The following is a 23,101-nucleotide window of genomic DNA, read 5'->3' on the forward strand; positions in this document are numbered from 1 at the left end:
CGCGCGGCGGTCAGCTTGTGCGGAGTTCCGTCTTGAGGACCTTGCCGCTGGCGTTGCGCGGGAGGGCGGACACGAACTCGACCTGGCGCGGGACCTTGTAGTTGGCCATCTCCCGCCGGGACCAGGCGATCAGGTCGTCGGCGGTGAGGGTGGAGCCGGGGCGGCGGACCGCGTACGCCTTGCCGACCTCGCCGAGCCGGGGGTCGGGGATGCCGACGACGGCGACGTCGGCGATGTCGGGGTGGAGGCCGAGGAGTTGCTCGATCTCGGCGGGGTAGGCGTTGAAGCCGCCGACGATGAACATGTCCTTGATCCGGTCGGTGATGCGCAGGTTGCCCGTCGCGTCGAGGACGCCGACGTCGCCGGTGCGCAGCCAGCCGTCGGGGGTGATGGCGGCGGCGGTGCCGTCGGGGTCCTCGAAGTAGCCGCGCATGACGTGGTGTCCGCGGACGAGGACCTCGCCGGCCGCCCCGGCGGGGAGGGCGGTGCCGTCGGGGCCGGTGACGCGCACCTCGGTGTCGGGGATGGCGCGGCCGGAGGTGGCGGCGACGGTCTCGGCGGGGTCGTCGCGGCGGCACATGGTGACGATGCCGCCGGCCTCGGAGAGCCCGTACGCGGTGAGGACGGTCGCGATGTGGAGTTCGGCGCGGAGCCGTTCGACGAGCTGGAGGGGGACGACGGCGGCGCCGGTGACGACCAGGCGCAGGGCGGACAGGTCGTGGTGGTCGCGCTGGGGGTGGTCGAGGAGGGACTGGTGGAGGGTGGGCGGGCCGGGGAGTACGGAGATCCGCTCGGCGGCGATGTTGGCGAGGACGGTGTCCACGTTGAAGACGGGCTGGGGGACCATCGTGGCGCCGCGCATCAGGCAGGCGATGATCCCGGCCTTGTAGCCGAAGGTGTGGAAGAAGGGGTTCACGATGAGGTAGCGGTCGCCCTCGCGCAGTCCCGCGAGTTCGCTCCAGACGGCGTAGCAGCGCAGGGTCTGGGCGTGGCTGATGACGGCGCCCTTGGGGCTGCCGGTGGTGCCGGAGGTGAAGATGACGTCGGAGGGGGTGTCGGGGCGTATCGCGTCGGCGCGTTCACGGACCGCGGCGGCTGATACCGCGTCGCCGCCGGCGAGGAAGTCCTTCCAGGTGCGGAAGGCCTCGGGGGCGTCGTCGGCGAGGACGACGACCTGGTCGAGGTGGGGCAGGCCGGGGAGCGGGCCGGTGCCGGTGCCGTCGGCCGCGGCGCGGCGCAGGGAGGCGACGTAGGAGGTGCCGAGGAAGGTGCCGGTGACGAAGAGCAGGCGGGCCCGGCTGCGGGCGAGGACGTAGGCGGCTTCGGCGCCCTTGAAGCGGGTGTTGAGGGGGACGAGGACGGCTCCGGCGGTGACGGCGCCGAGGGCGGAGACGATCCATTCGAGGGTGTTGGGTGCCCAGACGGCGACCCGGTCGCCCGGTTCGGTGCCGGCGGCGAGGCAGGCGGCGGCGGCCCGTTCGACGCGGGCGCCGAGTTCCGCGTAGCTGATGCGGGTGCGTCCGTCGACGACGGCCTCGCGGTCGCCGTAGCGCTCGGCGGCATCGCGCACGAGGGCGGCGACGGTGCGCCAGCGGAGGTCTCCGCGGGGGTCGGGGATTTCGGCCGGGGCCGTTCCCGGGTTGCCGGGGTCTGCTTCGGAGTGTCCTCCGGAGCCACCGTCGGAGTCCCTTTCGATGCCGTCCGCGCCCGCGCCCTCGTACATCCGCCCGCCCTCCCTGGATCCCAGTAGCTGACTATCCGTCAGATTAGCTGTAGCCTTCACGGCTGTCAGTACTGGTGCACCCGGAGGTGGCGATGGCGGCAACGCTCAAGGACGCTACGGCAATCGTCGGCATCGGCCAGACCGCCTTTGCCAAACGGCTGCCGTCGACCGAGAAGGAACTGGCCTGCCGGGCGGTCCTCGCCGCCCTCGCCGACGCGGGCATCGCCCCCTCCGAGGTCGACGCCTTCGCCTCCTACACGATGGAGGAGACCGACGAGGTCGAGGTCGCCAAGGCCATCGGCGCCGGCGACGTCACCTTCTTCTCCAAGGTCGGCTACGGCGGCGGCGGTTCCTGCGCCACCGTCGGCCACCTCGCCGCCGCCATAGCCACCGGCCAGGCCACCGTGGGCGTCGCCTGGCGCTCCCGCAAACGCGGCTCCGGCCCCCGGCCCTGGAAGAACACCGCCGTCCAGCTGCCCACCCCCGGCCAGTGGACCCGCCCCTTCGGACTGCTGCGCCCCGCCGACGAGATCGGCATGCTGGCCCGCCGCTACATGCACGAGTACGGGGCCACCCGCGACCACCTCTTCAACGTCGCGATGGCCTGCCGCAACCGGGCCAACGAGAACCCGGCCGCGATGATGTACGAGCGCCCGCTGACCCGCGAGATGTACATGAGCTCCCGCATGATCAGCGACCCGCTCTGCCTCTTCGACAACTGCCTGGAGACGGACGGCGCCCTCGCCTGCGTGATCGTCTCCGCCGAGCGCGCCCGGGACTGCCGGCAGAAGCCCGTCTACGTGCACTCCGCCGCCCAGGGGCTGCCCGCCCAGCACCACGGGATGGTTAACTACTGGAACGACGACCCGCTGTCCGGCCCCGCCTGGACCGCCGCCCGCCACCTGTGGAAGCAGGCCGACTTCGGCCCGGCCGACGTGGACGTCGCCCAGATCTACGACGCCTTCACCCCCCTCATCCCGCTCTCCCTGGAGGGCTACGGATTCTGCGGCCGCGGCGAGGGCGCCTCCTTCACCGAGGGCGGGGCGCTGGAACTCGGCGGCCGGCTGCCGATCAACACCGGCGGCGGCGGGCTGAGCGAGGCGTACGTCCACGGGTTCAACCTGATCAACGAGGGCGTCAAGCAGCTGCGCGGCACCTCCACCGCGCAGGTGCCGGACGCCGCCACCTGCCTGGTGACGGCGGGCGAGGGCGTCCCGACGTCCGCGATCCTGCTGCGCGCGTGAGGAGCCGACCGATGACCACCGCCGGGGAATCCCTGCTGCTGCCCGTGCCCGACGAGGACGGCGCCCCCTTCTGGGAGTACGCCGCCCGGGGCGAACTCCGCGTCCAGGCCTGCACCGCCTGCGGCCGGCTGCGCTTCCCGCCCCGCCCCTGCTGCCCGCACTGCCAGTCCTTCGACAGCGAGTGGCGCCGGATGAGCGGCCGGGGCCGGATCTGGTCCTGGGTGCGGCCGCACCCGCCGCTGCTGCCCGCGTACGCCGCGCAGGCCCCGTACAACGTCGTCCTCGTCGAGCTGGCCGACGCCCCGCAGATCCGGCTCGCCGGGAACCTGGTCACCTCCGCCGACGCCCCGCTGAACTCCGTCGACCCGGCACGGCTGCGCATCGGCGCCCGGGTGCAGGCGGTGTTCACCGAGGTCGGCGGGATGAGCGTGCCGCGCTGGGTCCTGGAGAAGGCATGACGCTGCGGGTCGAGCGGGACAAGGCCGCCGGGGTCGCCGTCGTCACCCTGGACCGGGAGCGCCGGCACAACGCGATCGACCTGGAGACGGCCGCCGCCCTGGCCGGGGTGTGGCGGGAGCTGCGCTTCGACGGGGACGTGCGGGCGGTGGTGCTGACGGGCGCGGGCACCGCCGCGTTCTGCACGGGGATCGACCGGTCGGCGGAGGTGCCGCAGCCGGAGTCCCCGTACTCGGCCGACGACCCGCTGATCGCGATCGGCCCGAAGGCGGCCGACCTGTGGAAACCGGTGGTCGCCGCCGTCAACGGCATGGCCTGCGGCGGGGCGTTCTACCTGCTCGGCGAGGCGGAGTTCATCGTCTCGTCGACGACCGCGACGTACTTCGACCCGCACACCTCGTACGGGATGGTCAGCGCCTACGAGGCCGTGTACATGGCGCAGCGGATGCCCTTCGGGGAGGCGGCCCGGATGTCCCTGATGGGGACGGCCGAACGGCTCTCCGCGCGGCGGGCGTACGAGATCGGGCTGGTGTCGGAGCTGGCGGAGCCCGGGGAGCTGCTGGAGGCGGCGCTGCGGTCGGCACGGACGCTGGCCGGCCTCCCCACGGAGGCGGTCCAGGGCACGGTGCGGGCGCTGTGGTCGGCGAAGCGGGCCGCGCTGCAGCAGGCCCTGGACCAGGCGCCGGCGCTGATCGCCCTGGGGAACCTCCCGCCGGAGCGGCAGGCGGACCTGTTCGCGTCCCGCCCGCCGGGGAGGGAGTTCCGGCTGCGGTGAGCCGGGTTCCGGGGCGAGCCGGGTTCCGGGGCGAGCCGGGGGTCGAGACCGGCCGGGGCGCGCCCGCCCGGAGGTGCGGGGATCGTGGACCACGGGGTCCCCGCAGGAGTGGACCGGCGTCGCCCGACGTGTCGGCATTCACCACCCGACACCCGGAACGCACTCCTCCGATCTCTCCGCCACCAGCGAAGACGCCCTCACCGCCGTGCTTCGCCGGTGGGAACCGTGGTTGCATCCGACGACCGAACCCGGCGGCAGCCGCACACCCCCGCGTCCCTTCGGTGAGCACCGCATCACCAGAAGGAGCACGGCACAGTGCGACGCACCATCAGCACCGAGATCACCATCGACGCGACCCCCGAAGAGGTCTGGGCGGTCCTCACCGACTTCCCCCGCTACTGCACCTGGAACCCGTTCATCCGCGAGGCCGCCGGTGAAGCGGTCCCCGGGGAGCGGCTCACCCTGACGATGTATCCGGAGTCCGGGAAGCCCACGACCTTCCGGCCCACCGTCCTGACCGCCGCCCCCGGCAGCGAGCTGCGCTGGCTCGGGCACTTCCTCGTCCGCGGCCTCTTCGACGGCGAGCACTACCTGCGCCTCTCCGAGGGCCCCAACCGCACCACCCGGCTGGAGCACGGGGAACGCTTCCGCGGCCTACTGGTCCCCCTCCTCGGCAAGCTCCTCGAAGGGACCGCGCGCAACTTCACGGCGATGAACGACGCCCTGCGCGCCCGCGTGGAATCGGCCCGCGCCACGTCCTGACGGCCGCTGCGCCGGACGCCGTCCGGCGTGCGGCTCCGAAGCCGCGGCCTTAGCGTCGGGATCACCACCCAACCCCCGGAGGGCCGCGCATGATCCGCAACGCAATCGGCTCGCTCATGGGCCTGATCGGGGCGGCCGCGGCCGTCTGGAGCCCCTTCCGCGCCTGGTACGACGGCCGCCCCGGCAGCGACTACCGCATCGAGGAGCTGTTCGCCGGCTCCGGCATCACCGCCGACGGGGCCGCCGTGCTCGGCTCGCTGCTGCTGCCGTGCCTGTTCGCGGCGGTGCTGACGCTGCTCGCGGTCGTGCGCCGCTCGCGGCTGCTGATGGCGCTGGCAGGGGTCGTCGTACTGGGCTTCGCGGTGCTGTGGATGGTCCGGCAGGGCCAGGCGGCCGGGGGCCTGTCGGTCGGCGTCGAGGGCACCGGCATCGGCTCGGGCGTCGCCACCGCCTTCGGCGCGGGCGCCCTGCTGCTGCTCGCGGCGGCGGTCATGCGCGGCCGCCGCCGGCGCCCTCGGCGCGACCTCCCGCAGGACGTGGTCGACCCGGTGGATCCCCGGCGGTGGTCCACCGCCCCCTCGCAGGACCACTGAAACGGCGGCGGCCCCGCACCCCGGAGAGGGGGCGGGGCCGACCGGCGCGTGCTGTGGATCAGGCCTCGACGGTGCCGGAAGCGGCGATCTCGACCTTGGCGCGGGTGGCGCCGGACTGGGTGCCCAGGGACTCGATCTTGTCGACGATGTCCTGGCCCTCGACGACCTCGCCGAAGACGACGTGCTTGCCGTCGAGCCACGAGGTGACGACCGTGGTGATGAAGAACTGCGAGCCGTTGGTGTTGCGGCCGGCGTTCGCCATCGACAGCAGGTACGGGCGGTCGTGCTTCAGGTCGAAGTTCTCGTCGGCGAACTTCTCGCCGTAGATGCTCTTGCCACCGGTGCCGTTGTGGTTGGTGAAGTCACCACCCTGCAGCATGAACTGCGGGATGACGCGGTGGAAGCCGGAGCCGGCGTAGCCGTAGCCGTTCTGGCCGGTGGCCAGCTCACGGAAGTTCTGGGCCGTCTTCGGGACGACCTTGTCGAACAGGCTGAAGACGATGCGGCCGGCCGGCGCACCATCGATGGTGATGTCGAAGAATACGTTGCTCATGGGTCCCATCCTGTCACTCCCGGTGCGGGACGCGACCCGGAGGGGCCCGCAGCGCGCCCCCCGGCGCGTCGCGAAAGCCCCCGCCGCGGACGGCGGGGGCCTGCTGCGTACCAGGTCAGGCTCCCGGGGCCGGGTCTGGCGCCCCGGGCCCGGGTCAGGCGCTCGTACGGGTGCCCGTGCCCTTCGCCGCGTCCAGGGCGTAGACGCAGCGGTCCTTGCTGCACGCGTACACCACGCCCGCCTCCGCCACCGGGGCGCCGGTGATCTCGCCGCCCGTCGCCAGCTTCCAGCGGAGCTGGCCGCCCGCCGCGTCCAGCGTGTACAGGCAGTGGTCGGCGGAGCCGAAGTGCACGCGGCCGTCCGCGACCACCGGCGGGCCGGTGATCTCGCCGCCCGCCGCGAACCGCCACTTCGGGGTGCCGGTCACCGCGTCCAGCGTGTACAGGGCGCTGCCCGCGCCTAGGTGGACGCTGCCGTTCGCGACGAGCACCGGGTCCGACGCCGGGCGCGGCTCGGTGGCGATGCGCCAGCGGTCCGTGCCGGTGGCCGCGTCCAGGGCGTAGACGGTGCCCAGGTAGTCCGCGAGGTAGACCCCGCCGCCCGTGACCGCGGGGCCGGGGGCGAAGGCGGGCGGGGCCAGGAAGACCGCCGGGGCCTCGAAGTGCCAGCGGACCCGGCCCGAGGCCCGGTCCACGGACAGCACGCGGGTGCCCGCGGCGACGTACACGTTGCCGTCGGGCGCGGGCGTGACCCGGACCGGGACGTTGCCGCAGGAGGCCGCGTCACCGACCGGGTACGACCAGGCCTCCTGCCCGGAGCGGGCGTCCAGCGCGCGCAGCCGGGCGTCCTGCCACACGTACACGGTGCCCTCGTGCAGGACGGGCGCCGCCTCCGGGGTCTCGAAGTCGGACTGGGCGCCGCTCAGCTCCCACAGCTTCTGCCCGTTGGACGCCTCCCAGCCCTGCACGCCGCCGCCGCGCGTGGCCGTGATGACCGTGCCCCGCTCGGCGCGCAGCGCGTACACCCAGGCGTCGGCGTTCAGCCGCCACCGCTCGGAGCCGTCCTTCGCGTCCAGGGCGAACAGCGACGGCCCGTCCGAGGCGTGGATGCGGCCGTCGGCGACCGCCATCGACCAGGCCACGTCCCGCGTCTTGAACTGGCGCCGGCCGCTGCCGACGTCCAGCGCGTGCACCTCGAAGGAGGTGACGTAGAGGAGGTCCCCGGCGACGGTCGGGGTGCCCCACACCTCGTTGGACATCCGGAACCGCCACGGACGCCAGCGCCCGCTGTCCGGCGACGGGCCGGGAGCCGGCACGGACGGGGTGGCCGCCGGGGTCACCGCCGACGCCGGGGTACCGGCCGGCGGGCGCACCCAGCCGGTCGCCGAGTCCGCCGCGGCGTGCCCCGCCGGGGCGGAGGCCGTCGCGCGCGGCCCGGGCCCGATCGGCACCGGCGAACCGCCCAGCCGTACGGGCATGCCGGGCATCGACGACACCGGCACCGGCGCGGGCCCCTGCACCGGCGGCGGGGTCAGCGGCGGCCGGTCCGGGCGCGGCGGCACGGCCTGCCCGGTACGCGGGTCCACGAACGGGTCGACGGTGCCGCGCGCCGGCCGGCGGTGCGTGGACGGGCCGGCGCCGGCGGGCGGCGCCGCACGGCCGACGGGGGACGGGGTGGTCCCCGTACGGTTGCCCGCGCGCCGGGCCTCGATCATCGCGACGGCCCGCTCGGGCAGCCACGCCGAGGCCGTCCCGCTGTCGTCACCGCCGTCGAACAGGTGCGGGGCCAGCTGCGCCTGGAGGTCGGCCGGGGTCGGACGCTGCGTGGCGTCCATCTGCATGCAGGAGTCGATCAGCGGCCGCAGCTCGTCCGGCAGCCCCTCCAGGTTGGGGCCCTCGCGCAGCAGCATGAACACCGTCTCGACCGGGTTCGCCCCGTGGTACGGCGGGTGCCCGGTCGCGGCGAAGACGAGCGTCGAGCCGAGCGAGAACACGTCGCTGGCGCCCTTGACGCTGCGCGAGTCCTTCGCCTGCTCCGGCGACATGTACGCCGGGGTGCCGACCGCGACGTTCGTCATGGTCAGGCGGGTGTTGGACACGCCGCTCGCGATGCCGAAGTCGATCACGCGGGGGCCGTCCTCGACGACCAGCACGTTGGACGGCTTCAGGTCGCGGTGCACCAGCCCCGCGCCGTGGATGGACTGCAGCGCCTCGGCGATGCCGGCCGCGAGCCACCGCACGGCCTGGGCGGGCATCGGCCCGCACTCGTTGACGATCTCCTCCAGCGAGGGCGCCGGCACGTACGCGGTCGCCAGCCACGGCACCGCCGCGCGCGGGTCCGCGTCGACGACGGCCGCCGTGTAGAAGCCGGACACGGCGCGCGCCGCCTCCACCTCGCGGGTGAACCGCACCCGGAACAGCTGGTCCTCGGCCAGTTCCGTGCGCACCGTCTTGATCGCGACCCGGCGTCCGGACGCCGACCGTGCGAGATAGACCAGCCCCATGCCGCCGGCGCCGAGCCGTCCCAGCACCTCGAAGGGGCCGATCCGTCTCGGGTCGTGCTGCGTCAGCTGCTCCACCACTCGCCTCCACTACCTCCCCGTACGGGCCCCTGCCGGACCCGCTTCCACCCGTACGCGGCTGCCAAGGGCACGCGCACCGGTACGACCCGATTCTGTCAGGCCCGCGCCTGGTCCGGCCCCGGCTACGGGTGTGCGTTGGGACGCGGCTCGACTGCCGCTGCGACTGCGGCTCCTACGACTGCTCCTACGACGGCTGCGACGACGGCTCCGACAGCAGCGCGAAGACCGCCCCCTGATTGTCCGCGACGACCGCGATCCGCCCGTACGGCGTGTCGAACGGATCGGCCGTGACGCGCCCCCCGAGCCGCTGCACGGTGGCGACGGCTCGGTCGCAGTCGGGGACGGCGAAGTAGACGAGGAAGTGCGCCGGCATGATCTCCGGGAAGGCGTCGGTGATCAGGCTGCGGCCGAGGACGGCCGTGTCGGGGCCGGGGGCGTTGCCGGGCGGGGACCAGACGCGGTACTCGACTCCGGTCTCGGAGTCGTCCTGGTCCTGGGGGACGTAGCCGAAGACGTTGGCGTAAAAGACGTCGACGGCGTCGCGGGCGCGCGTGTAGACCTCCGCCCAGCAGTACGTGTCCGGCTCGTCCTGCGCCTCGAACCCGTGGTGGGTGCCGGGCTGCCACAGGCCGAAGACGGCCCCGCCGGGGTCGGCGGCCATCGCGGCGGTGCCGTACGGGCCGACGGGCTGCGGGTCCATCACCATCTGGCCGCCGGCGCCGCGGATGCGGGCCGCGCAGGCGTAGGCGTCGGAGGTGTACAGGTACACGCCCCAGACGGTGGGCATGCGGCCGTCGGGCTTGGGGGCGAGGGCGGCGACGTTGCGGCCCCGGCTGTAGGCCTGGGTGTAGCCGCCGTACTCGGTGCCGGTGGGATCGGAGAAGGTCCACCCGAAGAGCTCGCCGTAGAAGCGCTTGCCCGCCTCGACGTCCGGGAGGGAGGCGTCGACCCAGCAGGGCGAGCCTTCCGCGAATGCGGCTGCGGCCATGGGGCGGTTCCTTCCGTCGTGCCGGTGGTGCGGGTGGCGCGTCGTGGTGCGACGTGGTGCGTCGCCGTGCGGGTCGTGCGGGGGATGCGTCGTGGTGCGGGTTGGGGCCGGGCGGGGCGGTTGGGTAGCTTGGGGGGCTTGTCCGGACAGCGGGCGTTTCATGCCCTTGAACCATGGTCCGCCCGATAACTTGTCCACAGCCTGTTGATAAGACTATTCGGGGGATACGGCCCGGTACGTACCGGGTCCCCCCGGCCGGCAAGGCGGCCGGAATCCGCCGCCGGGCCCCGCCCGGAGGCCCTCCCCGGCAGGTCGACGGCCGCGTAACCCCATTTGCAGGCGGCCGAATAGCGCGCCGATCGCCCCTCGGTAAGCTGACGGCATGACAGGACAAGTACGCACCGTCGACGGGCGTGTCGCCGGCCGGCGCGGCCAGGCGACGCGGCAGAAGCTGCTCGACTGCCTCAGCGAGATGCTCAGCTCCTCGCCGTACCGCGACGTCAAGGTGATCGACGTCGCGCGCAAGGCCGGTACCTCCCCCGCGACCTTCTACCAGTACTTCCCGGACGTCGAAGGCGCCGTCCTGGAGATCGCCGAGCAAATGGCCACGGAGGGCGCACAGTTGACCGCGCTCGTCGAGGGCCGGAACTGGGTCGGCAAGGCCGGCTGGGCCGCCGCCGAGGAACTCGTCGAGGGATTCCTGGAGTTCTGGCGCAGCAACGACGCGATCCTGCGGGTCGTCGACCTCGGCGCCGCCGAGGGCGACAAGCGCTTCTACAAGATCCGCATGAAGATCCTGAACTCCGTCACCAACTCCCTCACGGAGTCGATGAAGGAGCTCCAGGCCAAGGGCAAGGTCGACAAGGACCTCAGCCCGGCCGCGATGGCGGGCTCACTCGTCGCCATGCTGGCGGCGGTCGCCTCGCACCAGAAGGGCTTCCAGACCTGGGGCGTCAAGCAGGCCGAGCTCAAGCCGAACCTGGCCCTGCTCGTGCACCTGGGCATCACCGGCAAGAAGCCGACCAGGTGACGGCGGACCCCCTGGAGGGTCCGCGTCCCACCGCACCCGCGATCAGCGCCGGCGTCAGCGCCGCTCCAGGCGGAACAGCCTGATCTCGCGCTCGATGCGCGCCTGGTACGTCGCGTACGGCGGCCAGAACCTCAGCACGGCCCGCCACGCCGCCGCCCGCTCGGCCCCCTCCAGCAGCCGGGCACGTACCGCGATGTCCTGCCCCTGCCAGCTCACGTCCGCGTCCGGGTGCTTGAGCAGGTTCCCGGTCCAGGCCGGGTGGCCGGGGCGGCCGAAGTTGGAGCCGATCAGCAGCCAGCTCACGCCTCCGTCCTCCGGCATGCACGCGAGCGGCGTCGTGCGCGGCTCACCCGTCTTCGCACCCCTGGCGGTGAGGATCACGCCCGGCAGCATCTGGGCGCTGAGCAGCACCTTTCCGCGGGTCAGGCGGTGCACGGCCTTGTCCATGGCGGGGATGAAGTGCGGGGCGACCTTGGCGAAGAGGAGGGTCGAGGAGACCTTCTGCATGAGCCTGACGCCGAGGGCGGTGGACGCGCCGGGGCCTTTGGAAGCGGTGGGAGCCATCAGACGGCCGCCCTCTCTGGGGTCGCGGACGGGTCGAAGAGTCCTGCGCGGTGCGCGGCGTGCGCGCGCAGGCGGTGGACGGGGCCGAAGAGCAGCTCGTCGGCGGCCGCCCGCTTGAAGTACAGGTGGGCGTCGTGCTCCCACGTGAAGCCGATGCCGCCGTGCAGCTGGATCGCCTCGCCGGCGGTGGTGCGCAGCGCCTCCAGCGCCTGGGCGAGGGCGAGGGCGCCCTGGTCCGGGTCCCAGGCGGCGTAGTAGGCGGCCGAGCGGGCCGCCTGGACCTGTACGTAGAGGTCGGCGAGGCGGTGCTTGACCGCCTGGAAGGAGCCGACGGCCCGGCCGAACTGCTCGCGCTGGCGCACGTACTCCACGGTCCGGGCCAGCGCCCGGTCGGCCGCGCCGACGGCCTCGGCGGCCAGGACGGCGGCCGCGCCGCGGCCGGTGGCGGCGAGGGCGGGAAGCGGGTCGTCGCCCCCTTCCGCCCCCAGCAACTCGGCTTCTACATCCCGTAGTTGAATCCGGCCCTGCGGGCGGGTCTCGTCAAGGGTGGCCTGCCGGTCCCGTACGAGGCCGGGCGCGCCCTCCCGTACGAGGAACAGCAGGGTGCGGCTGCGGGCGAAGCCGCCGGTGTGCGCCGCGACGAGGAGCAGGCCCGCGCTGTGCCCGTCGAGCACCTGCGACACCTCCCCGTACAGCCGCCACCCGTCGTCGGCGCGGCGGGCCTGGACCCCGCCGGCCCGGCCGCCGCCCGCCCAGTCGCCGGGAGCGTTGTCGCCGGTCAGGGCGAGCGCGGCGGCCAGGGCGGGGCCGGGCACGGCGAGGGCCGCGGTCAGCCCCCCGGCGGCGAGCGGCGGGAGCAGGGCGGCGCGCTGCCCGGCGGTGCCGAAGGCCGTGATCAGCGGGGCGGCGAGGACGGCGGTGGCGAGGAGGGGGGAGGGCAGCAGCGCGCGCCCCGTCTCCTCGCAGGCCAGCGCGAGGTCCCCGGGGGCGCAGCCGACGCCCCCGTACTCCTCGGCGACGGCGACGCCCGGCAGGCCGAGCTGCCGGGAGAGCTGCTGCCACAGCTCGCGGTCGTGTCCCGCGGCGGTCCGGACGGCGGCTTTGACCTCGTCCGGCCCGCAGCGCTTGGCCAGGATCTCGCGCAGGGTACGGCGCATCTCGTCCTGCTCCGCGGTGAAGGCGGCATCCATCGTCGGGCTCCTCCCCGTATCTGACGGGGCGTCATGTTAGGGCGGGGAGGGTGAGATGCACAGGGGGCGGAGACCGCCCTTTGCCTGAGGCGGGGCGGGGGCGGGGCAGGGACGCGGAGGGCCGCGGTCTAGCATCTGACGACACGTCAGATGTACGGTCCCTCCATGCCTGGACCCATGCCTGGACCCGTGCCCGGCCCCCTTTCCGCGCCCGTCTCCCCCGCCGCACCCCGCCGCCGGGTCGCGGTGGTCGGCGTCGCCCTCTCGGACTGCGGCCGGGTCGACGGCCCGACCCCCTACGCCCTGCACGCACAGGCCGCCCGCCGCGCGCTGGCCGACTCCGGCCTCGACCGCTCCGTCATCGACGGCTTCGCCTCGGCCGGGCTCGGCGTACTCGCCCCGGTGGAGGTGGCCGAGTACCTCGGGCTGCGGCCCAGCTGGGTCGACTCCACCTCCGTCGGCGGCTCCACGTGGGAGGTCATGGCGGCCCACGCCGCCGACGCCATCGCCGCCGGCCACGCCAACGCCGTCCTGCTGGTCTACGGCTCCACGGCCCGCGCCGACATCAAGGCCCGGCGGCGCACGTCGAACCTGTCGTTCGGGGCCCGGGGACCGCTGCAGTTCGAAGTCCCTTACGGACACACGCTGGTCGCGAAGTACGCGATGGCCGCGCGACGGCACATGCACGAGTACGGCACGACGCTGGAGCAGCTCGCCTCGGTGGCCGTCCAGGCCCGGGCGAACGCCGCGACGAACCCGGACGCCATGTTCCGGGAGCCCATCACGGTGGAGGACGTCCTGTCCTCGGACCCCATCGCCGACCCGTTCACCAAGCTCCACTGCTGCATCCGCTCGGACGGCGGCTGCGCGGTGCTGCTGGCCGCCGAGGACTACGTACCGGACACGGCGAAGGCCCCCGTGTGGGTCCTGGGCACGGGGACGTCGGTGTCCCACACGACGATGTCGGAGTGGGAGGACTTCACCGTCTCCCCCGCCGCCGCCTCGGGCCGCCAGGCCTTCGCCCGCGCCGGCCTCACCCCCGCGGACGTGGACCTCGCGGAGATCTACGACGCCTTCACGTACATGACCCTGGTAACGCTGGAGGACCTCGGCTTCTGCGCCAAGGGCGAAGGCGGCGCCTTCGTCGAGAAGGGCCGCCTGCTGCGGCAGGGCGAACTCCCGGTCAACACCGACGGCGGCGGCCTCTCCGCCTGCCACCCGGGCATGCGCGGCCTCTTCCTCCTGGTCGAAGCCGTCCGCCAGCTCCGCGGCGAAGCGGGCCCGGGCCAGGTCACCAAGCCGGACGGCCACCTCCCACAGGTGGCCCTGGCCTCGGGCACGGGCGGCTGGTTCTGCTCCTCGGGCACGGTCCTGCTGGGGCGGGGGTAGGGGCGGGGAGCGCTGGGGCGCGCCGGATCGCCATGCGCTCCTCATGCCCGGCGGCCGACGGCCGCCCGGGCCTCCCTCAGCCGTCGATGTCGAGCGCGGTGCCGTACAGCCGGTTCACCTTCAGGCGGATGACCACCCGGTTCTCGGCCACCAGCTGCTCCAGGAAGCCGCTCTCGTCCTCGGGTCGCGCAGCCTCCGGGATCATCCCGAGCAGCTCCCGCCCGACCTCGTCCCCGGGGACCGTCGTCTTCTCGGAGACCTCCGCCTGGCCTTCGGCCACGGCGAACGACCACACGTTGCCGCCCTGCACGTGCAGCGCCGCGCTGGGATCGCGGCGCAGGTGCCCGACCTTGACCCGGTCGGCCGTCGTCGAGAACCGCACGATGCGGGCCTCGGGGTCCCAGCTGTACAGCATGGTGGTCAGGTGGGGGTGACCGCTCTGCTTGATGCTGGCGAGGGTGCCGAACTGCTGCCGGCCGAGCAGGCCGGAGAGCTCTTCGTCGGAGAGTGCGCGGGGCGCCGCTGGTTTGCTCATGCCGTGATCAACTGCCGTGCCCGTGAAGAGATTCCCGGCAGAGCACGTGGGCACATCAGGTCATCGGCTCCGGTGCCAACCGGTGAAGGGACGCCCATTCCCGGACCTGCGCGAGGTGGGGCGCCTGGAGGCCGACGTAGGGATTCGGCTGTACGAGGAGGGTGGGGCGGCCCCGGGCGGTCCGGGTGGCGGCCCAGGCGTGGTCGAGGGCGGTGAAGTCGTCGTCGATCCAGGCGACCGGTGACTCGCCGAGCCACGGTTCGACGTGGTCTCGCTTCCAGAGGTAGCCGTTGGGGTGGCTGGTGGTGATCCGGGGGCGCGGGAGGTCGAGGTACGGGAAGTCCGGCAGGCCGAGGAGAGGTCCGATGGTGGCGGTGGCGTCCCTGCGCCAGCTGGTGCACCACACGGGGGTGACGAGACCGGCGGCCAGGAAGCCCGTGAGCAGGGGGCCGTGCGTGGGGTCGAGCCAGATGGGGACCGGGTCCTCGGGGTTGCGGCCCGTGGGCAGGACGGTGTGGCGGGTGTGGGTGAGTGGGGTGCTGCCGTCGGGCCTCGGGAAGGGGATGAGGACGCCGTCGATGTCCAGGAGGAGATGGGGCAGGGGCATCGGTGCCTCCGGTGGTCAGCGTTTGCGGGCGGTGATCAGGAGGGTGGTGGGCCAGGGGTCGAGGCGGGGGTGGTGCAGGGTGAGGGCGGAGGTGGCCCGGAGGCCCGTCCAGGAGAGGTGGGTGGCCCAGCGCTGGGCGTCGAACTCCCAGCGGGTGATGGGCAGCCGGGTGCGGTCGGGCATGGTGACGTAGTCCTCGCGGGGGCTGTCGTCCGTCGAAGGATGTCTTCCGGCCCGTGCCGGGTGGGGTACGGAGAAGGCCAGTACGCCTCCGGGCCGCAGGCGGCGTGAGATCGCCGACAGGAGGAGTTCCGGGGCGACCAGGCCGATGGCACCGAAGACGGAGTAGACCGCGTCGAAGGTCCGGCCGGTGGCCTGGAGGTGGTGCAGGGCGTGGCCTGCGGCGAAGGTGGTGCCGGTGATGTGGCCGTAGTGGGAGCGGGCCCGGCGGACCTGGAGGCCCACCAGGTCGACTCCGGTTACGCGGGCCTGGTGGTGCTGGGCGAGGTGGGCCGCGTTGTGGCCGGGGCCGCAGCCGAGTTCCAGGAGGTGTTTGCCGCGCAGGTCGCGGCCGAGGATCTCCGCGCCGGGGCCAAGGCCGTGGTGGGTGCTCCACTGCATGCGTGTGGGAGGAGTGAGGGCGTGGGCCGGGCCGGTGCTGGCCAGGCGTTGGGCTGCGTGGGCGTACCAGGGGGAAACCTGGGCCGGCACCTAGACCTCCAGGAGTTGGACCACGTCGTTCAGGTGGCGGCGGACGACGGGGATGTACGCGAAGTCCCTGGTCGGGTCGTTGATCCAGCGGATCGCCTGGTCCATGAACCATTCGACGGCCCACATGCGGTGCCAGCCCAGCGCCCATGCCTCGGCGGTCAGGCCGCCACGGGCGGCGAGGGCGTCCTCGTGACCGCCGGCGGTCACGTACTGCTCCAGGAAGACCCGCAGCCGGACAGGGCTGGGCGTCTCGACCGTGCCGTGGTACGAGGCCAGGTCGAGCAGGCCGGGGCCGGTGAAGGCACGGGCGAAGTCGAGGAGGTGTCGGCCGCTTTCCCCGATGTGGACGCTGGTGGGGTGGAACTCGGAGTGCACCCAGCCGAACGGGTCGAGCGTCGCCCCCTGGGCGCGGGCTCCGGCTGCTGCGGAGATCTTGCGCAGGGCGGTCTCGATGTCCTCACAGTCCGTCCACCGAGAGGATTTGTGGAGGCGCTGGAGGTGGTCGAGGGCCCGTGCGGGGAGGGCGGCCAGGCCGTTGCCGTCGAGGAAGGGCAGGCCGGTGGCCGGGCGGGCCCGGTGGAGCAGGACGGCGGCGGCAACGCCGTCGAGGTCGTCGGCGTCCCGGAGCGGGGTGCCGAGGTCGTCCATGAGCATCCCGAGCCAGTCGGCCCGCATGGTGGTGGCGTGGAGCTCGGGTACCGGCAGCCCGCGCTGGTGGGCGATCCGCAGGGCCTGGGCCTCACGGTCGAAGGGCTCCTTGGCGTACTTGAACACGGCCGTGGCGCCGTCGGGGAAGGTGACGCGTTCGACTCCGGACATGCCCCAGACGCGGATCTCCGTGCGTTCGGGGAGGGGCTGGCGGACGAGGACGCAGAGGTCGTCCAGGAGGGCGGTGGTGAGGCTCTGTTCCATGTGTGTCTCCAGGGGACTGGTGGGCTCCGGGGCGGGCGAGCGCCCCGGAGCCCGTACGCGGGTGGGCTACTCGGCGGCGTTCACGCGGTGGGCGTAGACCTGCTCGATCCAGCCCGCCTTGAACGCGGCGAGGTCGGCACGGAAGTTGGCCATCGAGGCACCGTAGGGAGCGACGACACCGCCGGTCTGGTCCGGCACGGACTGGCAGCCGTGCACGAGCCTCCCGCCGAGGGCGGCGTGGGCCTTGATGGACTCGATGCGGCGGTGCTCGTTGAACCAGCCGCCGTGGTAGACCTCGTCGAGCGTCCCGCCCATCTCGTCGTCCAGGTCGAAGACGACGGAGGTGGCGGCCGGGAAGAACCAGCAGGGGCCGACGTTGGAGATGTGCCCGTCCAGTTCGACCTTGTTGAGCGCCATGAGGGTGGCGGCCTCGCGGAGCATCCTCAGGTGGTCGGCGGTGACCTGCGGGAGCCCGAGGCCGGCGAGGTGCTCGTCGCGGAAGAGGTACGCGTACACCTCGTACGCGGTGGCCAGGACGCGGGCGGCATCGGAGGTGGAGTCGCCGTGGTTCTTGATGAAATCGAGCGCCAGCTGCTCGACGGCACTCTCGGTCGTCTCGTCCACGTCCAGGAGCCGGGACCTGACCAGGTCCCAGTCGGCGACGAGCCAGGTGCTGGACTCGAAGCGGAAGAAGTACTCGGCCGGGTCGATGGTGAGGTGCCTGTCCTCGACCTGGATGCCGGGGAGACGGCTCCAGCGAGGGTCGAAGGCGGTGGGGAGCTCGACCGTGATGGTCGCAGTGTGAGTGGTGGTCACCGGTTCTCCTTCTCTGACGGGCCGGACCAAGGCATGGGAATGCCCGAGCCCGGCAGAACGTGCGGAAGTTGGGGGCGCCCGGCCCGAGCGGGCGGGGCAGCTGTCTATAAGTGAACCGTCGACTACGCAGAGTGGGTACCGTGTGAGCGGCACCAAGCGGTATACGCGGTTTACAGCTCCGGGACGGAGGGACGTGCCAGTGCCGACCGACCAGGGTTCCCGCCTGCGCGAGACGATCCACGCGGCTGGATGCACGTACGAAGCCCTCGCCAAGGACGTCCGCCGCATCGCCGCCGAGAACGGCGAGACACTCCAGACCAACAAGTCCGCGATCTCCCACTGGGCCACCGGCACCCGCGCGCCCTCAGGCCAGGCCGGCCAGTACCTGGCCGAAGCGCTCTCCCGCCGCCTGGGCCGCGTCGTCACCCCGACAGAGATCGGACTGCAGGACGGAGGCATGGAGGCCACCTCGATCGGCGATCCCGTCGTAGCGATCACCGACCTCGGTCGTGCGGATGTGGAACGCCGCCGATTCCTGGCCATCGCCGCCTTCACCACGGCAGGCGTGGCGATGCCCCTCCTCCACGATCACGAAGCCACCTCCCGAATGCTCCGCGCCCGCACCGGCCTGTCGGTGGTCGGTGCCGATGACATCGACGTCGTACGCCAGATCACCGCGGCCTTCAGCGCCGCTGACGAACGCCTCGGTGGCGGTCACGGCCTCACCACGGTCACCGCATACCTCGCCGACACCGCGGCCCCAATGCTCCGCGGCCGCTTCCCTTCGGAACTGTTACGTCAGGCTGCCTTCGGCGCGGTCGCCGAGCTCGCCTACCTCGCCGGCTGGAAACACCACGACCTGGGCCATGAAGGCGCGGCCCAGCGGTACTACCAAGTCGGCTACCAGCTCGCGTGCGAAGCCGACCCCCATGGCCACGCCGCGTGGATGATGCGTGCACTCGCCCACCAGGCACTCAGTCTCAAGCAGCCCCACCACTGCGTCGACCTCGTCGAAGGTGCCCTGCGGCGCGGCCTCGGCCACGTCGACGGTCAGACCGAGGCCCTCCTCCACATCACCCACGCCCGCGCCTACGCAGCCACCGCCGAGAGGTCGTCGGCCGCCCGTGCCCTCCTCGCCGCCGAGAGTGCCCTCCTCCGGGACGACGGCCCCCAGCCCGGCTACTCGCGCGTCAGCGGCCCGGCCGCCGGCACCGTGGCCAGCCACACCGCCCGCACCCTCACGGATCTCGCCGACCACCTGGGCACCGAACAGCAACACCGGGACGCACTCACCCGCTGGGACCCGGAGAAGTACAAGCGGGTCCATGCCCTCACCCACGCAGACCTCGGCGACAGCCTCGCCGCCCAGGCTCGTGCCGACGAAGCGGTCGCCGCTTGGACCCAGGCCCTCGTCCTCATGGAAGGCATGACCTCGGATCGCACACGCAAGGCGATCACCTCGATCCGCTCCACCCTCGCCGTCTACCAACGGCGTCGCGTCCCGGGCGCCACCGATCTCGCTCGCCGGGCACGCGAGGCCCTCGCCTAACATGCCCAACAACCCGTCCGACGAAGGGAATCCCGTGTCCCAGCAGACTGACGAACGTTCCAAGGCCCTCAAGCCCGCGCTCGAATCGATGACCCTGCTGGTGGCGGCAGTCATCGTCCACGACAAGGCCGCCGATCGCGTCGTCCTCCTCCAGCGCAGCGAGAACGCCAAGTTCGCCCAGGGAATGTGGGACCTTCCCGTCGGCAAGAGCGAGCCGGGCGAGCCCATCACCGAAACGGCCGTCCGCGAGCTGTACGAGGAGACCGGCCTCACGGTGAAGCCCGAGGCCCTCAAGGTGGCCCACGTCATCCACGGAGCGTGGGGCGTGGAAGCCCCCAACGGCTTCCTCACGGTCGTCTTCGCCGCCCACGAATGGAGCGGTGAGCCCGAGAACCGTGAGCCGCGCAAGCACTCCCAGGTCCGGTGGGTGGATACCGACGCCATTCCCGATGCCTTCGTCTCCACCACGGCCGGCGCCCTGCGCCACTACCTCGACGACGGCGCAGCCGTATCACTGGACGGTTGGCCTCAGTCCTGACCTGGACGGCTCGCGGACCATGAAGACGTCTGTCGGGTCCTCGGTGTCGGGTGTGAATCCGTGGCGCTCGTACAGGCGTCGGGCCGGGCTGCCCTGGAGGACGTTCAGGCGGACCCGGGTGTTGTCGCGGTCGCACCGCTCCAGCAGCTCGGCCAGTACGGCCGCGCCGATGCCCCTGCCCTGGAGGGGCGGGGTCAGGTAGAAGTGCTCCAGCCAGCGGGCGTCCTCGGCCGGGCGTAGTGATACGCAGCCCGCGAACGCGCCGGCCACCTCGATCACCCAGGTGTGCTCCGGGGCGAAGCCGTCCCGCAGCCGCTGCCGGACCCGGTGCCCGTCGTAGCGGCCGAGCCGCTCCAGGTCCGTCCGCAGGACCACGGACCGCAGCTCGGCCACCGCCTCGACGTCCGCCGGCGAGGCGGGGCGGATCTCCCAGTCGCCCATGTCCGGTCAGGCCTTCGGGTTCCAGTCCTCGGCGAGGAGGCCGAGGATGACCTCGTCCAGGAACTCGCCCAGCACCCAGGCCGAGGAGCGCAGTACGCCTTCGCGGACGAAGCCGTTGGTCTCGGCCGCGCGCAGCATCGCCGTGTTGTCGGCCAGCGTCTCGATCTGCATGCGGTGGAAGCCGCGCACGACGAAGCCGTAGTGGCAGAGGGTCGCGACGACGTCCTTGCCGTAGCCCTTGCCGCGTGCGGCGGGCAGCAGGCCGAGGCCGATGTGGGCGGACCGGCTGTGGGTGTCGATGCCCCAGACCGTCGCGGTGCCGACGAGCGTGTTGCCCTCCAGCTCCACCACGGAGAACTGGACGCTGGTCTCCTTCGTGTCGTCCACGACGAGCCGGGGGTCCTTCGAGCCGGGCGTGATCGGCTTCCACGGCCCGGCTTCGGAGCGCGAGCCGTTGACGACGTCGTCGTACAGCTCGGTCCGCAGGATCGGGATGTCGTCCTCGTGCCGGGCCCTGAGCCCGACCTTGCCGCCACTAAGCATGTGAGCTTCCTATCGGCCCGGGCTGACCGGCGGCAAACGAATAAGCGATGCTGGACGCATGCAGTGGAAGATCCATGGAGAGCGTCCGATCTACGAGAACCAGTGGCTCGACCTCTGGTTCGCGGACGTGGAAACCCCTGACGGAAACCGCTTCGAGCACCATGTGGTCAAGTTGAAGAACCTGGCCGTGGCCGTCGTCGTCAACGACCGGCGTGAGGTCCTGATGATGTGGCGCCACCGCTTCATCACCGACACCTGGGCCTGGGAGCTGCCGATGGGGCTGGTGGAGGCGGACGAGACGCCGGCCGAGGCCGCCGCCCGCGAGGTCCTGGAGGAGACGGGCTGGCGTCCGGGGCCGGTCGAGCCGCTCGTCTACGCCGAGCCGGCGGCCGGGATCACGGATTCCCAGCACCACCTGTTCCGCGCGGACGGCGCCACGTACGTGGGACCGCCGACCGAGAAGAACGAGTCCGACCGCATCGAGTGGATCCCCCTGACGGAGATCCGGGGCATGATCGACCGCCGTGAGATCGTCAGCAGCGGCTGCCTGGTCCCCCTCCTCTACGTCCTCATGGACGAGGGCGTCCGCTGACCCGCCCCCTGCATAATCCTCAGCCGTGACTCCTCCCCCACGTAAACGTGGGGGCTTCTCGCTATGCCAGTCCGGCTTCGCGACGGACCAGCCCGGCCCGTAGAACGTTCAGAGCGCCCACCGTATCCGCGTGCGCCCGGTGGTCGCAGGCGGTGCAGTGGAACTTCTCCTGGGTGGGCCGGTTCTCCTTGGCGGTGTGCCCGCATTCGGGGCACCGCCGGGAGGTGTTGCGGGGGGCCACGGCGATCACTTCCCGGCCGGCGCTTTCAGCCTTGGCGTGCAGGATCGCGAGGAACACCCCCCATCCGGCATCGTTGATCGACTTGTTCAGCCCGGCCTTCGCGCTCGCCCCGTTGGGCAGGAACGCACACGGCTTGTCAGGGTCGGGCTTGCGTGCGGGGGTGCGCACCATGTTGCGGATCTTGAGGTCTTCGTGCGCGATCAGGTCGTGCTCGCGGACCAGGCCGAGCGCGGTCTTGTGCGCGTGGTCCAGGCGCTGGCGGCGGACCTTGCCGTGCAGCTTGGCGACCTTCTCCACGGCCCGGCGGTGGTTCGCAGTGCGCTTGTCGCGCCGGACGCGGGGAAACCGCGACAGCGCTTGCTGTGCGGCTTCGAGTTTCGCGGCGGCCCGCCGGCCGTGGCGCGGGTTGTCGACGTGCCCGCCGTTGGAGGTCGTGAGGAACGAGGCTATGCCCATGTCGATGCCGACCACGGAGCCGGTGGCGGGAAGCGTCTCGGGCAGCGCCTGCTCGGCCGTCAGCACGACGAACCACTTCCGGCCCTCGCGCTTGACGCTGACCGTCTTGACCTTGCCGACCACGGGCCGGTGCTGGTGGACCTTGACGTGCCCCACGCCCTGGAAAACGACCAGCGCCCGTGCCGCTCCGGGTCGAACGCCCGAATCTCCTTCAGCTGCGCCGACTGCTGCCCATACTTGATGCTCGTCTTCGACACGTGCCGGTAGGCATCCCGGCGTTCCTGCAACGCCCCGTTGTAGAGCGAGCGGTGATCACGCAGCATCTCACCCAACGCGACCTGCTGGCCCACGGTGGGCCGCATGAGGAACTTGTACGCACGGATCAACGCGGCCCACCTCCCTCAGTTCTCCCGGGTCACAGCTGATGTGATCACGCTACTGGCCGACACTGACAACGCAGCGAACTCCGGCGCTCCGCGCCTCCGGGCCAAGGATCGCTTCCACCCCCTGGCTGAAGCCAGGGGTACCCAACGAAGATCAAGGGATGGGAAAGACTTACGAACGCATCGACGGCCGCCTGCGCGCCTTCATAGAGCAGCAGCCCGTCTTCTTCACCGCCACCGCCCCCCTCTCCGGTGACGGCACGGTCAACCTCTCGCCCAAGGGGCTCAAGGGCTCCTTCGCCGTGCTCGACGAACAGCGCATCGCCTACCTCGACTTCGCCGGCAGCACCGCCGAGACCGTCGCGCACCTGAGGGAGAACGGCCGGATCACGGTGATGTGGTGCGCCTTCGAGGGGCCGCCCAACATCGTCCGGGTGCACGGGCGCGGGGAGCCCGTCTTCCGGGACGACGCGCGGTTCAAGGAGCTGCTCGCGCACTTCCCCGACATCGACCCGGCCCAGCACGGCCTGCGCGCGATCATCGTCGTGACGGCCGAGCTGGTGCGGGACTCGTGCGGGTACGGGGTGCCGTTCATGTCGTACGACGAGGACCGCGACCTGCACGGTCGCCGGTTCGCGCGCGAGGACGACGCCTCGCTGAGCGAGTACTTCGCGAAGAAGGAGCACATCGCGCAGAGCATCGACGGCCTTCCCGGGCTTCCGCTCCCGCTCCCGCCCGCCGACTTCTGACCGGCCGCCCCCACGCGCCCCAGCCGTGCCGTGCGCCCCCCTCCGGGGCGCTCGCGCCGCCCGGGTTCGCGCTCGGCGCGCCCCCGCGCGCGACCAGCGCGCCTGTTGCGCGCCGGGTGCAAGGGTGTCTTGTTATGGCTCCCGCGGTCGCCCCGCGTGCATCATTGACGCGGGTAGTTC

Annotated in this window: 24 protein-coding genes and 1 pseudogene; 11 read left to right on the plus strand and 14 right to left on the minus strand. The window is 72.5% G+C overall.

Going from position 1 to position 23,101, the window contains the following annotated elements; genetic code table 11:
- Positions 1–10 precede the first annotated feature (10 nt).
- On the minus strand, positions 11–1,723 hold the full coding sequence (locus tag ACQKM2_RS29240) for a FadD3 family acyl-CoA ligase (protein ID WP_427714897.1): 1,713 nt from the start codon (positions 1,721–1,723) through the stop codon (positions 11–13).
- A 92-nt stretch (positions 1,724–1,815) separates the two neighbouring features.
- Here ACQKM2_RS29240 and ACQKM2_RS29245 point away from each other — a divergent pair, with 92 nt between their 5' ends.
- From ACQKM2_RS29245 to ACQKM2_RS29265, 5 genes are all read left to right on the plus strand, one after another.
- Positions 1,816–2,967: a lipid-transfer protein gene (locus ACQKM2_RS29245; RefSeq protein ID WP_427714898.1), complete on the plus strand. Its 1,152-nt coding sequence runs from the start codon at positions 1,816–1,818 to the stop codon at positions 2,965–2,967.
- Positions 2,968–2,978: 11 nt separating this feature from the next.
- On the plus strand, positions 2,979–3,425 hold the full coding sequence (locus tag ACQKM2_RS29250; RefSeq protein ID WP_427714899.1) for a Zn-ribbon domain-containing OB-fold protein: 447 nt from the start codon (positions 2,979–2,981) through the stop codon (positions 3,423–3,425).
- Positions 3,422–4,198 carry an enoyl-CoA hydratase/isomerase family protein gene (locus ACQKM2_RS29255; RefSeq protein ID WP_427714900.1) on the plus strand — a complete coding sequence of 259 codons (777 nt, stop codon included), beginning with the start codon at positions 3,422–3,424 and terminating at the stop codon, positions 4,196–4,198. The genes ACQKM2_RS29250 and ACQKM2_RS29255 overlap by 4 nt, the downstream gene beginning before the upstream one ends.
- A gap of 315 nt (positions 4,199–4,513) precedes the next feature.
- Positions 4,514–4,960 (plus strand): SRPBCC family protein, encoded by a 447-nt coding sequence (locus tag ACQKM2_RS29260; RefSeq protein ID WP_427714902.1) that lies wholly within the window; start codon positions 4,514–4,516, stop codon positions 4,958–4,960.
- 89 nt (positions 4,961–5,049) lie between these two features.
- Positions 5,050–5,553: a hypothetical protein gene (locus tag ACQKM2_RS29265; RefSeq protein ID WP_427714904.1), complete on the plus strand. Its 504-nt coding sequence runs from the start codon at positions 5,050–5,052 to the stop codon at positions 5,551–5,553.
- Positions 5,554–5,611: 58 nt separating this feature from the next.
- Here ACQKM2_RS29265 and ACQKM2_RS29270 read toward each other — a convergent pair whose 3' ends face one another.
- From ACQKM2_RS29270 to ACQKM2_RS29280, 3 genes are all read right to left on the minus strand, one after another.
- On the minus strand, positions 5,612–6,106 hold the full coding sequence (locus ACQKM2_RS29270) for a peptidylprolyl isomerase (RefSeq protein WP_427714905.1): 495 nt from the start codon (positions 6,104–6,106) through the stop codon (positions 5,612–5,614).
- Between the two features lie 154 nt (positions 6,107–6,260).
- On the minus strand, positions 6,261–8,687 hold the full coding sequence (locus tag ACQKM2_RS29275; protein WP_427714907.1) for a PQQ-binding-like beta-propeller repeat protein: 2,427 nt from the start codon (positions 8,685–8,687) through the stop codon (positions 6,261–6,263).
- Between the two features lie 184 nt (positions 8,688–8,871).
- Positions 8,872–9,675 (minus strand): VOC family protein, encoded by an 804-nt coding sequence (locus ACQKM2_RS29280; RefSeq protein WP_427714908.1) that lies wholly within the window; start codon positions 9,673–9,675, stop codon positions 8,872–8,874.
- Positions 9,676–10,057: 382 nt separating this feature from the next.
- Between ACQKM2_RS29280 and ACQKM2_RS29285 the strand changes: the two genes are divergently transcribed.
- Positions 10,058–10,705 carry a TetR family transcriptional regulator gene (locus tag ACQKM2_RS29285; protein ID WP_007265731.1) on the plus strand — a complete coding sequence of 216 codons (648 nt, stop codon included), beginning with the start codon at positions 10,058–10,060 and terminating at the stop codon, positions 10,703–10,705.
- Between the two features lie 54 nt (positions 10,706–10,759).
- Here the strand turns inward: ACQKM2_RS29285 and ACQKM2_RS29290 are convergent, their stop codons facing one another.
- Complete coding sequence (locus ACQKM2_RS29290; protein ID WP_427714910.1) at positions 10,760–11,269, minus strand: nitroreductase family deazaflavin-dependent oxidoreductase; 510 nt, start codon at positions 11,267–11,269, stop codon at positions 10,760–10,762.
- A complete protein-coding gene (locus ACQKM2_RS29295; protein WP_427714912.1) occupies positions 11,269–12,459 on the minus strand; it encodes an acyl-CoA dehydrogenase family protein in 1,191 nt (396 codons plus the stop codon). The genes ACQKM2_RS29290 and ACQKM2_RS29295 overlap by 1 nt, the downstream gene beginning before the upstream one ends.
- Positions 12,460–12,636: 177 nt before the next feature.
- On the opposite strand from ACQKM2_RS29295, the gene ACQKM2_RS29300 reads away from it, so the two are divergent.
- A complete protein-coding gene (locus ACQKM2_RS29300; RefSeq protein WP_427714984.1) occupies positions 12,637–13,848 on the plus strand; it encodes a thiolase C-terminal domain-containing protein in 1,212 nt (403 codons plus the stop codon).
- 76 nt (positions 13,849–13,924) lie between these two features.
- Here ACQKM2_RS29300 and ACQKM2_RS29305 read toward each other — a convergent pair whose 3' ends face one another.
- The 5 genes from ACQKM2_RS29305 to ACQKM2_RS29325 all read right to left on the minus strand — a co-directional run bounded on the left by ACQKM2_RS29305 (position 13,925) and on the right by ACQKM2_RS29325 (position 17,429).
- Positions 13,925–14,383: a TIGR03618 family F420-dependent PPOX class oxidoreductase gene (locus ACQKM2_RS29305; protein WP_427714913.1), complete on the minus strand. Its 459-nt coding sequence runs from the start codon at positions 14,381–14,383 to the stop codon at positions 13,925–13,927.
- A 55-nt stretch (positions 14,384–14,438) separates the two neighbouring features.
- Positions 14,439–14,990, minus strand: coding sequence for an HAD domain-containing protein (locus tag ACQKM2_RS29310; protein ID WP_427714915.1), 552 nt, complete (start codon positions 14,988–14,990; stop codon positions 14,439–14,441).
- 15 nt (positions 14,991–15,005) lie between these two features.
- The gene (locus ACQKM2_RS29315; RefSeq protein ID WP_427714916.1) at positions 15,006–15,611 is read right to left on the minus strand and encodes a class I SAM-dependent methyltransferase; all 606 of its coding nucleotides are present in this window, start codon (positions 15,609–15,611) and stop codon (positions 15,006–15,008) included.
- A 90-nt stretch (positions 15,612–15,701) separates the two neighbouring features.
- Entirely contained in the window at positions 15,702–16,613 is a 912-nt protein-coding gene (locus ACQKM2_RS29320) for an aminoglycoside phosphotransferase family protein (RefSeq protein WP_427714917.1), read from the minus strand.
- Positions 16,614–16,679: 66 nt separating this feature from the next.
- Positions 16,680–17,429: a hypothetical protein gene (locus ACQKM2_RS29325; protein ID WP_427714919.1), complete on the minus strand. Its 750-nt coding sequence runs from the start codon at positions 17,427–17,429 to the stop codon at positions 16,680–16,682.
- A 193-nt stretch (positions 17,430–17,622) separates the two neighbouring features.
- Here ACQKM2_RS29325 and ACQKM2_RS29330 point away from each other — a divergent pair, with 193 nt between their 5' ends.
- A complete protein-coding gene (locus tag ACQKM2_RS29330) occupies positions 17,623–18,978 on the plus strand; it encodes a tetratricopeptide repeat protein (RefSeq protein WP_427714921.1) in 1,356 nt (451 codons plus the stop codon).
- Between the two features lies 1 nt (position 18,979).
- On the plus strand, positions 18,980–19,516 hold the full coding sequence (locus ACQKM2_RS29335) for an NUDIX domain-containing protein (RefSeq protein ID WP_427714923.1): 537 nt from the start codon (positions 18,980–18,982) through the stop codon (positions 19,514–19,516).
- On the opposite strand, the gene ACQKM2_RS29340 is transcribed toward ACQKM2_RS29335, so the two are convergent.
- Together ACQKM2_RS29340 and ACQKM2_RS29345 are read right to left on the minus strand one after the other, a co-directional pair.
- A complete protein-coding gene (locus ACQKM2_RS29340) occupies positions 19,490–19,957 on the minus strand; it encodes a GNAT family N-acetyltransferase (protein WP_427714925.1) in 468 nt (155 codons plus the stop codon). The genes ACQKM2_RS29335 and ACQKM2_RS29340 overlap by 27 nt on opposite strands.
- A 6-nt stretch (positions 19,958–19,963) precedes the next feature.
- Entirely contained in the window at positions 19,964–20,500 is a 537-nt protein-coding gene (locus ACQKM2_RS29345) for a GNAT family N-acetyltransferase (RefSeq protein WP_427714927.1), read from the minus strand.
- Positions 20,501–20,558: 58 nt separating this feature from the next.
- On the opposite strand from ACQKM2_RS29345, the gene ACQKM2_RS29350 reads away from it, so the two are divergent.
- Positions 20,559–21,092 (plus strand): NUDIX hydrolase, encoded by a 534-nt coding sequence (locus tag ACQKM2_RS29350; protein ID WP_427714929.1) that lies wholly within the window; start codon positions 20,559–20,561, stop codon positions 21,090–21,092.
- A 61-nt stretch (positions 21,093–21,153) separates the two neighbouring features.
- Here the strand turns inward: ACQKM2_RS29350 and ACQKM2_RS29355 are convergent.
- Positions 21,154–22,175 (minus strand): annotated as a pseudogene (locus tag ACQKM2_RS29355) (RNA-guided endonuclease InsQ/TnpB family protein).
- Between the two features lie 158 nt (positions 22,176–22,333).
- Between ACQKM2_RS29355 and ACQKM2_RS29360 the strand changes: the two are divergent.
- On the plus strand, positions 22,334–22,921 hold the full coding sequence (locus ACQKM2_RS29360; RefSeq protein WP_427714931.1) for a pyridoxamine 5'-phosphate oxidase family protein: 588 nt from the start codon (positions 22,334–22,336) through the stop codon (positions 22,919–22,921).
- The last annotated feature ends 180 nt before the right edge of the window (positions 22,922–23,101 follow it).

It is taken from the genome of Streptomyces sp. NPDC004126 (genome assembly GCF_050275515.1).
In the GTDB taxonomy this organism is placed as follows: Bacteria; Actinomycetota; Actinomycetes; order Streptomycetales; family Streptomycetaceae; genus Streptomyces.